Source organism: Pseudoalteromonas sp. UG3-2 (assembly GCF_037120705.1).
Taxonomy (GTDB): domain Bacteria; phylum Pseudomonadota; class Gammaproteobacteria; order Enterobacterales; family Alteromonadaceae; genus Pseudoalteromonas.
On sequence record NZ_JAWLJU010000001.1, the window covers coordinates 372,816 to 388,159 of the forward strand.

Annotated in this window: 1 protein-coding gene; it reads right to left on the minus strand. The window is 47.9% G+C overall.

The genetic code is table 11. From position 1 onward, the window contains the following. Positions 1-42 precede the first annotated feature (42 nt). Entirely contained in the window at positions 43-15,315 is a 15,273-nt protein-coding gene (locus R3P39_RS01490) for an Ig-like domain-containing protein (protein ID WP_336565241.1), read from the minus strand. Positions 15,316-15,344 lie beyond the last annotated feature (29 nt).

Below are 15,344 nucleotides of genomic sequence, written 5' to 3' on the forward strand. Positions count from 1 at the left end.
AGCCCTCTTGCGAGGGCTTTTTATTACAACATATAGGCTAGGTTAGAATTGCACACTCAAGCTCAACGAAACGTCATCAACGTCATTGGCAGAAATAAAATACTTGCTGTATTCCACCCCGAGTGACAATGAACTCGTTACTTGATACGCAAGCCCAGCCCCAACATAACCACTGGTGCCGCTGTCTTCATAACGCGTAGAAAAACGCCCGTCACGAACACTGTTTACCCGGTAATCCCAATTAAAGGCACCCAAAAAGGCTTTGCCACTGAGCTTACCCGTTAAGGTGTTAATGTAGTTGAACTGTAATGCAGGTCCTTCTGGCAGCACTGGAGCCACCCTTGAAAGCTGCTGCTGGGTTTGCTCTGGGTTCTCGCTTAGCCCGCTAAACTCAACACTGCCTTGACCTAAGTCGATGTAACGTAAACCCACTTGCCAACTTGGCAACAGCTCATAAAACGCGCCAATTGACCAGCTGTTACTTTTGTCGTCTACCGCCGTGATATCAAGCCCAGCACTGGCAATCTGGCTATCCGCCTCAGACTGACCTGCCGTTGCCGTCAGTTGCCAATCAGCCGCATTGGCTTGAGAGCTTAATAAACAACTCGTGGTTACCAAGGCAAAGGCCGGCAACACTGCTTTGCGGCGACGAATAACCAGCGCACTCATTAATAACAACACCATACCTCCCATGCTCCCCGAGGAGCTATTTTCAACCTGGGTTACCTGCTTGAGGGTCACCGTCACAGATACAAGTCCCTCAGAAGTGGCACCAAATTCATCTTTGACGGTATACACTATGGTATCAACACCCTCAAAGCCTGAGTTTGGTTTATAGCTTAAGGTGCCATCCATATTCACTTTCGCTGTACCTTGCTCTGCCGTCGCAGCCACCAAGCTCAATGCGCCACCCTCTGGGTCGCTATCATTGGCTAAGACATCAATAACCAGCTCAGAGCCATTGCTAGAAGCCGTATCATTCACCGTTTGCGGCGGCTGATTGACCACGATACTCACTACAGCGGTGCTATTTGCTGAGCCGCCTTGGCTATCGGTGACACTGTATTGAATCGTCGCATCACCAATAAAGTTTGCGGGTGGAAGATAACGGAGCTGATTGTTTTCAATGGTAACGTCACCAAAGTCAACCGTGGCCCCCGTTATGGTGAGGGTGTCATTATCAGCATCGCTGTCGTTTTCAAGGACATCAATCACCACTTCTTGACCCGATACTATGGTGACGGAATCTGGGCTGGCTTCAGGCTGCGTATTGTCACTCACCGCAACCGCAATGCCACCGGGGTCGACAATACTGCCATTGGCTACACCATCATCGTCGTTCGGGCCACCATCTACAATTCGTAGTTGCACACACCAATCCCCTTCAGCTAACCCTGCCGTCCATTGATTGCTGCCTGGAGGTGGACAGAAGCCAGGCTCACCTGTGGTAGACAGCAACTCATTACCATCTCCAGTGACAAAGTCACGCCATTCCCCAGAGATTAACTTACGATACACGGCATTAAGCGGAATTGGCTGACGCTGTGGCAGCACAATACTGTAAACGTCACCCGGCTGTGGTAGGCCAGTTGCTATAAAGTCAAATATACCACCGGCGTTACTCGCACTAGGATCTGACGGTAACTCTTCTTCAAGTAACTGCAACCCACCAGTATTGTTTTGTGGAACGGTTGCCCCTTTGCGTAGACAAACACCAGGATCCCCCTCAACTAAGAACTGATTGGATTCGAGCGCTTGCTCCTGAATGACATTACAATCAGTGATAGCATCCATAAAATCAGGAATACCATCTTCATCGTCATCAGAGTACCCTTCTTGATCATCTGGAATTAAATCTCCATCGCTGTCTTCACCTGTGAGGGGGGCTAGTGACGGCACGACTTCAACAAACACATTACGAGATGTCGACAAGCTAGGCTGAGCATTATCTGTGGCAGTTACTCTTACCTTATAGATCCCAGCTGGGATATTGGCAGGATTAAACTCAAATACAAATGGATCGTTTGACACATTAACCAACTCGGCATCGGGCTGCCAAGTCACGCTTACTAAATCATTTGGATTAGGGTCACTAACCTGCGCTTCTATTGTTACTTGCTCATCTGAGGCAGTAATTAAGCTACGCTCCTCGTTATTCTGTAAAATGGCTGTTGTCAGGTTCGGTGCCACATTTTCTTCAACAATCGTGATAGTAGAAGAAAATGTGGCGCCCCTGTTCAGCGTGTCATCTAAGCTAACAACTATGGTTTCATTGCCTTCTGAAACGCCATCAGCAAATATATTGAAACTGATAGTCGCACTGGTTCCAGAGTTTATGATGACCTCACCTGACTGCAAGTCGTGATCTGTACTATCAGCAGTACCTGATACCGTATATGGTACAGTCACCGGATAGCTTGGCGCAGGTCCATTGAGGTATACCTGAATGGAGTGGCTGCGATCTTCAGCTACTCGACTATCCTTTTGCAACGATACCAACGGATTGACATTAAGATTTTGGCTCGCTGTTGCTTGCAGTCCTTCGTTGTCAGACGTTTGCCAGTAAACAATGTGGCTTCCTGGCGCGAAAATAGGAGTTCCCCTTACTAGTGAAACCGGTAATGAATTACCAGAGCTATCAACGGCGACGGCCGTGCCTAAGTTAACCTTAGTGAATAGTCCGGTGGCATCAACGGTTAAGTCACTCGGTGCTGTTATCGTTGGCGCGCTACCTGCCCCCGTCTCATTAATTGTAATATTGGCATTCGCTTTAGCTCTGGCTTTGCCCTCATCCTCAATTAAATAAGTAACAACAATAGGCCCTTGAGTATTCTGCACCGCTTCGTAAGTTAACGTATTGTTTGCTATGAATGCGGAACCAATAGAGGCTTTAGCGCCAATAATTCTAAGCTCTGTGCCATCAGGGTCAACATCATTATCTAACACAGGAAGTATGTATTGATTCGAAGGCACCGCATCAAAGGTAAAGCTGTCGTCTACGGCAGTTGGAACATCATTTACAGACGTCACCGTCATCGTCACAGAAGCAGTGTTTGACTTAAACTCATTGTCTGACACCGTATACGTAAACACGTCTGTGCCATTGAAGTTCGGCAATGGGGTATAAGTAAACACCGTACCTTGAATTTGCACCACACCACTTTGCGGCTGCGACACTAGCTCCATTGTCAATGTGTCGCCATCAGCATCACGAACATCAGCAGTAAAGCTCGTTGTACCATCTTCGAGTACGCTTCTTTGCATGTTGTTGGCAATAGGTGCCGCGTTAACGGGCGCCACGACAATTTCAAATGCCGGTAAGCTTGCTTCGAGTTCACCGTCACTCACACTGATTATAATGTTGCTATAGGTGCCAACGTCTTCTCTCACTGGTGTACCTGAAAGGCTACCCGTTGTGCTGTCAAAACTTGCCCAAACTGGGGCATTTTCGATAGCAAAGACTAAGTTTTCGGAGTCCACATCAGATGCTGTAGGCGTGAAACTGTAATCTTCATCTTGATTGACGTTTGCTGATGGAGTTCCCGAAATCGAAGGTGCGTCATTAACAGGACTCACTGTTATAGCAAACGCTGGCAACGAAGCATCAACTTGCCCGTCAGAGACTGTAATAACAATATCTGAGTAGGTGCCATCCTGACCTTCAATAGGCGTTCCTGAGATTGTTCCAGTTATATCATCAAAAGTGGCCCAAATAGGCAGGCTCGATACACTGAAGATGAGTGGATCATTATCAGTATCTGTAGCGGTAGGCGTGAAACTATATGCTTCATCTTCACTTGCACTGGTTAATGGTGTTCCAGAAATAACCGGCGCATCATTCACCGAGGTCACCGTGATATTTACTGTGGCAAGGTTAGAAACTAATCCTTCAGCATCTTGCACTGTATAAGTAAAGGCATCATTACCGAAGAAGTTTGCAATTGGTGTATAAACAATATTACCTGATGCCAGTAACTGTAACGTGCCTCCTTGTGGTTGACTCACAATAGCCACACTTGATGCATTTAATTGGCTATCAACATCAGAGTCGTTACCCAACACGTTAATTTCAATATTGCCATCTTCAAGTAATTGCGCAGTATTATCTTCTGCAACAGGGGCATCGTTAACAGCTGTAATATTCACCGTGACCATTGCAGGTTCAGAACGTAACCCTTCGCTATCATCAACTGTATAGGTAAAGGTTAACATACCGTTTTGGTCTTGCTTTGGTGTGATATTCAATAAGCCATCGGCACCAACAGTAACATCAGCCAGTTCATAATTACCCGCACCATCTCCTTTATCTTCGAGTACAATCGCGGAGCTTTCGAAGCCTTGATCCTCAACATCCGAGTCATTCGCCAGAATGGCAAGGGTAGTTTCGGTATCTTCTTCTGTCGTCACCTCATCATTAGCTGCGATAGGTCTATCGTTTACTGCACCTATGTTTACGGAAATGGTCGCAATATTCGACTTTCCACCTTCACTATCTAGAATCGAATAAGTAAAGCTGTCACTACCGGTTTCGTTCGCATTTGGCGTGTAAGTAATGGTGCCATTGTCAAGGTCAACTTCTGCCTGACCAATTGTAGGTTGTGACTCTAGAGTTATGGTACCTGTAGGGTTTATATCCTCTACATCTGTTGCACTTGCTCGTACTGCCAACGCTGATTTTGCGGTATCTTCATCAATATTTGGCGTAAAGTTTGCCGCTACTGGTAAGTCATTTACCGGTGTAATATTGATGCTGACTGTTGCCTCATTCGACTCAGCCTGCGTTGAATCCTTCACCGTATAAGTGAATGAATCTTCACCATTGGCATTTGCAGTTGGAGTAAAGGTAACCACACCGTTAGTTACACTCAATTGCCCTTTCGTTGGCTGAGTTTTGATTGTGACAGACGATGCAACCATGTTGTTTTCAGGGTCACTGTCATTTAATAGCACATTGACTGAATTAGACGCATCTTCCAACGTTGTTAGCGTATCATTTACCGCGGTTGGGGCGTCTTCAATCGCAGTGGTGTTGATAGTCACGGTGTAGATTGGTGAGCTTGCATTCTCACTGTCTTCAACACGATACGTGAAACTATCTGTACTATCCTCACCGCCACTATGAATGTATTCAAAGCTACCATCAGCATTGAGCGTCAATGTACCGTATTGCGGGTCTGTATCTTTTACAACAGTGAGACTGTCGTTAGAGTCGAGATCATCATCACTTGCAAGAGAGAGTAATCCATTTTCAGAATCTTTGGATAAGGATCCCCCTTCATCAATAGTAAAGCTGACATCTTGTCCTATTGGCGCATCATTAGTATTGATTACCTCAATACTAAATGCTGCTAGGGTGTCACTATCCGTTCCATCAGTAACTGATATCTCAATATCAGAAGTCGTTCCGACATCCGAGTCTTCAGGCGTACCTGTCAGTTGACCTGTTTGTGTATCAAATTCAGCCCAGTCAGGTTTGTTCACGATACTATAAGTGTGAGTATCATCGCTATCCGGATCGGTTAATGTTGGCGTGAAGTCATAAACACTATCTTCATCTACACTCGTATCAGGAGAGCCAGACAATACCGGAGCGACATTATATTGCTTAGTCACTGTATCAGTTACCGTGTCGCTATTATTACCAACATCGTCACTAACTATAACCGAAAGTGTAAGTGTTCCTTCGCCTAAAGAGGTAACATCAATATCCGTTTCTTGCTGTGTTGTGCTCGTGATTTCAATGGCACTTGAATTCGTTACTGAAGTATTTCCGTCAGATATCTCGTAAGTGAAACTCCCTGTTGACTCTAATCCAGTTAATGTGAAACTAAATGACGTTTCATTGTCTGCGTTAATCAACTCTTGATCGATTGAGGCTGTTATACCCTCTGGTGCTGAATTATCTAGTGTGACAGTCGTATTGGCTGAACTAGATGTATTACCGGATGCGTCACTTTGTGACGCAGTGACCGTTAAGGTGCCATTAGTAAAGGTGCTAACATCAAACTCGCTGCCACTAATGGTCCACGCACCGTTGTTATCCGCAGTGACCGTTCGACTTAAGCTATTCACACCATCATCAATTGTGACTGTTACACTGTTTTGCGCTTCTGCACCGCTTCCTTCAATCAATACATCGCTATCTTCAGTTTCATTTATTAAGTCGTCGCCTTCAATTGGAGTCGTGATACTTAATGCACTTGGAGCTGAATTGTCTAGGGTGATGGTGGTTGAGCCTGCGCTAGAGGTGTTCCCCGCACTATCGGTTTGAGTTGCAGACACCGTCAACGTGCCGTTGTTAAAGGCGCTAACATCAAACTCACTGCCGCTGATGCTCCACTCACCGGTGTTATCCGCGGTAACCGTGCGGCTTAGGCTATTGGCACCATCATCAATGGTGACCGTGACGCTATTCCCCGCCTCTGCGCCGATGCCGGTGATCAACACATCCGCGTCTTCCGCAGCGTTAACCAGTCCATCGCCTGCAATCGGGGTGGTGATAGACGGCGCACTTGGCGCGGCATTATCTAGCGTAATGGTGGTGTTGGCGGCACTGGAGGTGTTCCCCGCACTATCGGTTTGAGTAGCAGTGACCGTCAAGGTGCCGTTATTAAAGGTGCTAACATCAAACTCATTGCCGCTGATGGTCCAGGCGCCCGTATTATCTGCGGTAACCGTGCGGCTTAGGCTATTGGCGCCATCGTGGATGGTTACCGTGACCCTCGCATCCGCTTCCGCGCCAGTTCCGGCGATCAACACATCCGCGTCTTCTGCAGCATTAATCAGTCCATCGCCCTCAATCGGGGTGGTAATAGACGGCGCACTTGGTGCGGCGTTATCTAATGTGATGGAAGTGCTGGCTGCACTGGAGGTGTTACCTGCCGAATCACTTTGGCTAGCAGACACCGTCAATGTGCCGTTATTAAAGGTACTAACATCAAACTCGCTGCCGCTGATGGTCCACGCACCGGTGTTATCCGCGGTAACCGTGCGGCTTACGCTATTGGCACCATCATCAATAGTTACCGTGACGCTCGCACCCGCTTCCGCACTGGTTCCGGCGATCAACACATCCGCGTCTTCTGCGGCATTAACAACATCGTCACCTTCAATTGGCGTGGTGATGGACGGTGCACTTGGCGCGGCGTTATCTAATGTGATGGTAGTGCTGGCTGCACTGGAGGTGTTATCCGCGCTATCGCTCTGGCTAACAGACACCGTCAAGGTGCCGTTATTGAAGGTACTAACATCAAATTCGCTGCCACTGATGGTCCAGACGCCCGTATTATCCGCGGTGACCGTACGGCTTAAGCTATTGGCGCCATCATCAATGGTCACGGTGACGCTTGCGTCCGCTTCAGCGCCAGTTCCGGCGATCAAGACATCGGCGTCTTCTGCGGCATTAACAACATCGTCATCTTCAATTGGCGTGGTGATGGACGGTGCACTTGGCGCGGCGTTATCTAATGTGATGGTAGTGCTGGCTGCACTGGAGGTGTTACCCGCGCTATCGCTCTGGCTAACAGACACCGTCAAGGTGCCGTTATTAAAGGTGCTAACATCAAACTCACTGCCACTGATGGTCCACGCACCGGTATTATCTGCAGTAACCGTGCGGCTTAAGCTATTGGCGCCATCATCAATGGTTACCGTGACGCTTGCGTCCGCTTCCGCGGCAGTCCCGGCGATCAAGACATCGGCGTCTTCTGCAGCATTAACAACATCGTCACCTTCAATCGGGGTGGTAATAGACGGCGCACTTGGCGCGGCATTATCTAACGTAATCGTAGTGCTGGCTGCACTGGAAGTGTTCCCTGCCGAATCACTTTGGCTAGCAGACACCGTCAAGGTGCCGTTATTAAAGGTACTAACATCAAACTCGCTGCCGCTGATGGTCCACGCACCGGTGTTATCCGCGGTGACGGTGCGGCTTAAGCTATTGGCACCATCGTGGATGGTTACCGTGACGCTGTTCCCCGCTTCCGCGCCAGTTCCAGCGATCAACACATCCGCGTCTTCCGCAGCATTTACCAGTCCATCTCCCTCAATCGGGGTGGTAATAGATGGTGCACTTGGCGCGGCATTATCTAACGTAATCGTGGTGCTGGCTGCACTGGAGGTGTTACCCGCGCTATCGCTTTGGCTAGCAGACACCGTCAAGGTGCCGTTATTAAAGGTGCTTACATCAAACTCGCTGCCGCTGATGGTCCACGCACCGGTATTATCCGCGGTAACCGTGCGGCTTGAGCTATTGGCACCATCATCAACAGTTACCGTGACGCTGTTACCCGCCTCTGCGCCAGTTCCGGCGATCAACACATCCGCGTCTTCCGCAGCATTTACCAGTCCATCTCCCTCAATCGGGGTGGTGATAGACGGTGCACTTGGCGCGGTGTTATCTAGTGTGATGGTGGTGCTAGCAGCACTGGAGGTGTTACCTGCCGAATCACTTTGGCTAGTAGAGACCGTTAACGTGCCGTTATTAAAGGTGCTAACATCAAACTCGCTGCCACTGATGGTCCACGCACCGGTGTTGTCGGCTGTGACGGTGCGGTTTACGCTATTGGCGCCATCATCAATGGTTACCGTGACGCTGTTACCCGCTTCCGCGCCAGTTCCGGCGATCAACACATCCGCGTCTTCTGCGGCGTTCACCAGTCCATCTCCCTCAATCGGAGTGGTGATAGACGGTGCACTTGGCGCGGTGTTATCTAGTGTGATGGTGGTGCTAGCAGCACTGGAGGTGTTACCCGCGCTATCGCTTTGGCTAGCAGACACCGTCAAGGTGCCGTTATTAAAGGTACTAACATCAAACTCGCTGCCGCTGATGGTCCACGCACCGGTGTTATCCGCGGTAACCGTGCGGCTTACGCTATTGGCACCATCATCAATAATTACCGTGACGCTCGCACCCGCTTCCGCACTGGTTCCAGCGATCAACACATCCGCGTCTTCTGCGGCATTAACAACATCGTCACCTTCAATTGGCGTGGTGATGGACGGTGCACTTGGCACGGCGTTATCTAACGTAATCGTAGTGCTGGCTGCACTGGAGGTGTTACCCGCGCTATCGCTCTGGCTAACAGACACCGTCAAGGTGCCGTTATTGAAGGTGCTAACATCAAATTCGCTGCCACTGATGGTCCATGCACCGGTGTTATCCGCAGTAATGGTACGACTCAAGCTATTAGCGCCATCGTGGATGGTGACCGTGACGTTATTACCTGCTTCGGCGCCCGTGCCAGCGATCAACACATCCGCGTCTTCTGCAGCATTAATCAGTCCATCGCCCTCAATCGGGGTGGTAATAGACGGCGCACTTGGCGCAGCGTTATCTAACGTAACCGTGGTGCTGGCAGCATTGGAGGTGTTCCCCACACTATCACTTTGGCTAGCAGACACCGTCAAGGTGCCGTTATTAAAGGTACTAACATCAAACTCACTGCCAATGATGGTCCACGCACCGGTGTTATCCGCGGTAACCGTGCGGCTTAAGCTATTGGCGCCATCGTGGATGGTGACCGTGACGTTATTACCTGCTTCGGCGCCCGTGCCAGCGATCAACACATCCGCGTCTTCTGCAGCATTAACAACACCATCGCCTTCAATCGGGGTGGTAATAGACGGTGCACTTGGCGCAGCGTTATCTAACGTGATGGTGGTGCTGGCAGCACTGGAGGTGTTACCTGCCGAATCACTTTGGCTAACAGAGACCGTCAAGGTGCCGTTATTAAAGGTGCTAACATCAAACTCGCTGCCACTGATGGTCCACGCACCGGTATTATCTGCAGTAACCGTGCGGCTTAAGCTATTGGCGCCATCATGAATGGTTACCGTGACGCTGTTCCCCGCTTCCGCGCCGGTTCCAGCGATCAACACATCCGCGTCTTCTGCTGCATTAACCAGTCCATCGCCTTCAATCGGGGTGGTGATAGACGGTGCACTTGGCGCGGCATTATCTAACGTGATGGTGGTGCTGGCTGCACTGGAGGTGTTCCCAGCATTGTCGGTTTGGCTAGCAGAGATCGTTAAATCACCATTTGTAAAACCACTGACATTAAATTCACTGCCACTGATAGTCCAGTTGCCACTACCATCAGAAGTTACATTTTGGCTCAGTGTTGCTGACCCATCAGTTATACTGACACTGACAGTAACATTAGCATCAGCACCAGATCCGGTGATTAATACATCATTGTCTTCCGCAGCATTAACTTTGCCATCACCTTCGATTGGTGTGGTTATAGTTGGAGCACTGACATTAGTATCAATAGTGACCGATAACCCAGCACTGTCTACTGTGTTACCAGCGGTATCCATCGCCCGAGCAGAAATTGTTTGAGCACCTGAGGTTAGCTCTGAGCTAGTAATTGTCCATGTTCCACCGCTTACCACTGCACTACCTACAGTGCCATCTACATTTGAAATAAGTGTTACCGTGTCACCGGTAGTACCAGTACCTGTAAATGTAGGGGTCGTATCGTTGGTGATATTATCAGTGTTTGATGAACCGGTATCACTACTTGCACTAAGGTCTGGAGTAGAAGGTGCACTCGGTGCTGTTGTGTCAATAGTGACACTTAGGCTACCTGAAGACGTACTTTCATTGCTATCCGCATCGGTCGCCTTAGCAGAAATCCCATGTACCAGACCTGCGGTCAATGCACTGGTTGTGATCTGCCAGTTACCGCCAGTAGCAGTTCCAGTGCCAATGACTGTGGCTCCACCACCAACCTGATCACTGTAAAGTGTAACTGTTGCGCCGCTTTCGGCCGTACCACTAAGGGTCGGTGTTGTGTCGTTGGTAATATTATCAGAGTTAGAAGGCCCAGTATCAGAACCAGCGTCTAAATTAGGAGTCGATGGTGCATCTGGTGCAACATCATCATTCACTGTTATTGTAAAAGCTTTTTGGAATGTCGTGGTGGCATCATTTGTCTGCAAACATACCACATAAGTTCCGCCATTCAGAGCCGCCTGAGTTTCTAAAATAGAGCCATTGATTTGGAAACTGGCATTATCGGTATCAGCACTACACGTACCACTTGCACTTGAACCAGCGCTTACCAAAGAATACGTATGACTATCACTGGTATCAACATCACTAGTTGATAATATGCCAATATTTGCACCGGCCCCTGTTGCCGATTGATTCACTGTAGTATTGGATAAACTGATGTCTGTTGGCGCATCGTTTTGCGCTGTGATATTGATAGTTGCCTGATTAGTGCCTGTGCTGTTGGCAGTACCGTCATTGAAGGTGAAATCTAACGTGACAGAGGCAGGAGGAGCTTCCGAGCTATTTTGATAAGTGATATTCTGTAACACAGAGTCTACAATTGCAGACGTTGCACTAGAATTGAAAGTCAGTACTAAAGTGCCCGACGAATTCGTTGTTACCGTACCAACTGTTGCTGCATTGTAGGTAAATGTATTTCCTTCTGTTAATGTGCCGAGCGAACCATTATTGCCAAACACATCTTGGCTATTTGCACCGCCATTTCTCGTGATGGTTAAAGAGGCACCATCATAATTACCCGCACCGGTATTTAACGCGTCTAATTCTGTATCAGCGACAAGTACGTTAGAATCAATAACTACAGCCGAGCCATTTTCTACAAATGTCCCACCACCATTGAGATTGCTAAATACAGGGACATCATTAGGAGTGATGAAAGTAATTTCGGTGTTGCCATTATTATCTGCTACCGAAAAACCTAAGTTATTGCCCGGTGCATTAGTCAGGCTAAGTGAAATTTCAACCGCGCTGAAATCGGTGGCATTAGTGTCTATTTGAAGTACACTCGTGCCATTAAAGCGTACATTACTTGTTGTCAGCCCAGTTACACCAGTTACGGTAACTATATCGCCAATACTTAGGTCGGCAATGGTATCTCCGTTAAGATCTGTGGCACTACCAACAAAATTATCGTTGCCTGCATTACCTGTCATCGAGTCGGTACCGCCACCAGGGCGAATAGTATCGGCACCACTACCACCGCTGATGGTGTCGTTGCCATTAAAATCGGTGGCGGTCATATTAATGGTATCACCGCTTAGTGCGCTGGCATTGAGTGTAATAGCATTAGTAATTGCACTACCGAATGCATTAGAAATCGTAACCGCGTTACCATTGGAATCAAAGTTATCGGTCAATGAAATATTGAAGATACTGTTGGTTCCAATCGCCAAGTTTTCGACTTCAGAGACACTGGTGTTGGCGAAGTTAAATGTGCCGCCATCCACTAGTTTTAGCGTTTCAGATCCCGCAGCACCGGTGATCGCCGAGGTGAAGTTATTTGCAACATTAGCAGCATCAATCGTCACAGTTGCCCCGCTGACCAGCGATAACGTGCCGATATTAGTAAAGCCACCACCGCTTACATCCGCGCCATCTGATGCACTCACAGTATCGCCCGTTATAGGATCGCCTACCAACGAGCCATTAAAAGCACTGCCAGCAATATCAAACGTAATTGCATCAGTTCCAGAGGTTGCAGCTATGGTAGCCGATGCATTAGTGACCGTGATGGTTCTAGTATTGGTATTGTCATCACCTACTGAATAATTTTCTATGCCATTGAGCGTTGTAAAGTCGCCATCACCACTGATGTTTATGGTCTCTGATCCAGTTGCAGTAATAGTGCCGGTAAATGCAGCGTTCTGTACTGGCGTCATTGTGACCGAAGCACCACTGACTACTGTCAAATTAACGATATTCGCTATTGACCCGCCAGATATATTTGCTCCAGAAGACATTGATAGCGTATCAGCTGTTGTACCATCACCAGTAAGTGTACCAGTGTATGTAAGCGTCCCAACGTTAAATGTGACGGCATCTGTTGAAGACGCAGCTGTTACTGAGGTGCCCGCATCCCCAACTGTAACCGTTCTGCTGTTAGTCGATGAGTTTCCAACCGAGAAGCTCTCGACATTAGCAAGCGTAGTAAAGTCACCGTTGCCGGTGATATTAATGGTTTCAGTGCCTGCTGCTACGATGGTGCCGCCAAATAGAGCAGGCTGAGAGGCCGTCATTGACACGGTTGCACCACTGGCCAATGTCAGATTCTCAAAATTAGAGACTGTAGCACCTGCGATACTGGCTCCAGAGCTCATTGACAATGTGTCTGTGCCACTCGAGCCGTTTAGCGTGCCCGCTGTGGTGAAAGCTCCAACATCTATGGTGTCATTGCCACTACTACCCACAATCGTCTGACCCGCAGCCCCCAAAGTGACCGTATTGGCCTGACCTAAGTAGTACACTTCAATCGCACTGGATGCGGTAAACCCATCGTTGGCAACGGCAATTAAAATGCTCTCAGTACCACTACCTGTGATTGAGCTAAAGGTGTCGTGTTGAACCTCCGTAATGGTAATTGTGGAATTATTTTCAACTGTAAGTGTTTCAAACCCACTTATAGTGGCATTGGAGATATTAGAGCCGTTTGCCATTTGCAGCACATCAGTACCGCTACCACCTGAGAGTGTCCCGGTCGCGGTTATTGCCCCGGTAATAACCGTGTCATTGCCACTACTACCGGTAATGTTCTGTCCGGAGCTCCCCATAGTGATCGAAAATGCCGCGTCGAGTACGTATGTTTCAATGTCACTGTCAGCTGAAATAACCCCGTTTCCATCAGCGCTACTGAGCGTGAATTGATTGGTGCCTGCACCATTTATGGTGGTAAATGATTCGTGTTGAGACTCCGTCAATGTGATTGATGCGCCACTGTCGGGTGTAAGTGTCTCAAAGTTGGTTAATGAAGTAAGGTTTGCAAGATTAGTACCCGTTGGTACTGACAATATATCTGTGCCGCCACCACCATCTGCCGTAGAGCCTGTGGTATGGCTGGCATCTACAATAGTAAGTGTTTCATCTTCGCTGGAAAAGGTAATAGCGGGTGTAAGATTAGTGCCATTGGTGGTATCAAATGCAGCTGCACTCGATGATGCCGCTGTGGTGTTGCTTACACTCACAGTTGCAGTTCGAGTTGCACTATTGGTCGAGCCATCATTGATCACAACCGTCACTGTACGCGTCGTTTCATTTGGCGTACTGGATGTGTTGTTATAGGTGACGGCTTGCAAGAAGGTAGCAACTTCGGCAGCCGTTGCAGTGGCTCCGGTAATAGAAATTGTATCTTGAAGTGTAATGTCCGACGCGCCAGACACACCCGTCAGTGCGTTTTGCGCTGCCGCTGTTACGTTTAGCCCTTCAGATGACCCATCTTGGTCATTGGTCAGTGTAATTGTTATGGTTTTTAGTGTATCACTGTCCGCTTCAGTGACCGATGCACTGCTGGCGATATTAACTACACCATTCCCCTCTGAAAAACTCACGCTGTTATCATTATCACCGGTGCCAGAGTTCAGATCAACTTCAGGTGCGGTATTGGACGTACTAAAGTTATAAGTGGTGTCGTCACTGATCCCTGTAAAGTCATTGGTAGCGGTAGCGGTATCTGTTACCGCGCCCGAGTCAATTCGTATTGCGTAAGTTCGATTACCTGTTAGGTCACTGGCTGGGTTTAAATAGACTTTATCACCTGTGTAACTTACCAAGCCCGGAGCCGGTGAAGTGGTTTCACCACCACTGTTTGCTGTAACACTAAATACGGCAAAATCGCTATTGTCTGTGACGTTGCGAATGGTGATATTACCGCTACCAAGTGCAATATTTTCATTGAAGTCAATAACGATGTCATTACTAACAGACACATTGGTTGCGTTATCCAGTGGTGTTGAGTTTGTGCTATCGAACGTAGGGGCGGTATTGTCGACTACAGCCGCTGTAAAAACAACATTTTGCAGACCGATTGAATGACCATCAGTCGAATTAGCAAAACTCATGGTAAAAGAGTTTATTACATCCCAGTCAGCTGGACTTAACGTGGTTGTTTGGTCAGATAACTCTGGATCATTTGATGCGATGCTCACAGACGTACCGTCATCTGGAGTAAATATATAATTACCGTGATCTGCTGGAGGACTAAAGTTTCCTATGTCAAACTGTGTGATGCTTACTGGGGCACTAAAACTAACTGTCCAAGTGTCTGTATTTGTGGATGAGCCAAAATTAAGATAATTGGAGTCCATCTGGATATTGTTACCCGTGCTTTGTGTCGCAGTTAAGGTAATATCATCAACGGTTAAGGTGACAGTCGGTGTTCCACTGCCCGAAATATTGGAATTTGTAAATGTATAAGTTCCTGCCATGACACCTGAGCTAAACAGCGATGTTCCGATAAGTAATAATTTAGTACAATCACTTACGCTTTTAGCGCTAGTCAAAAACTGTTTATGATTAAAATACATTGCCATTCCCTACTAAAAACCAATTATTA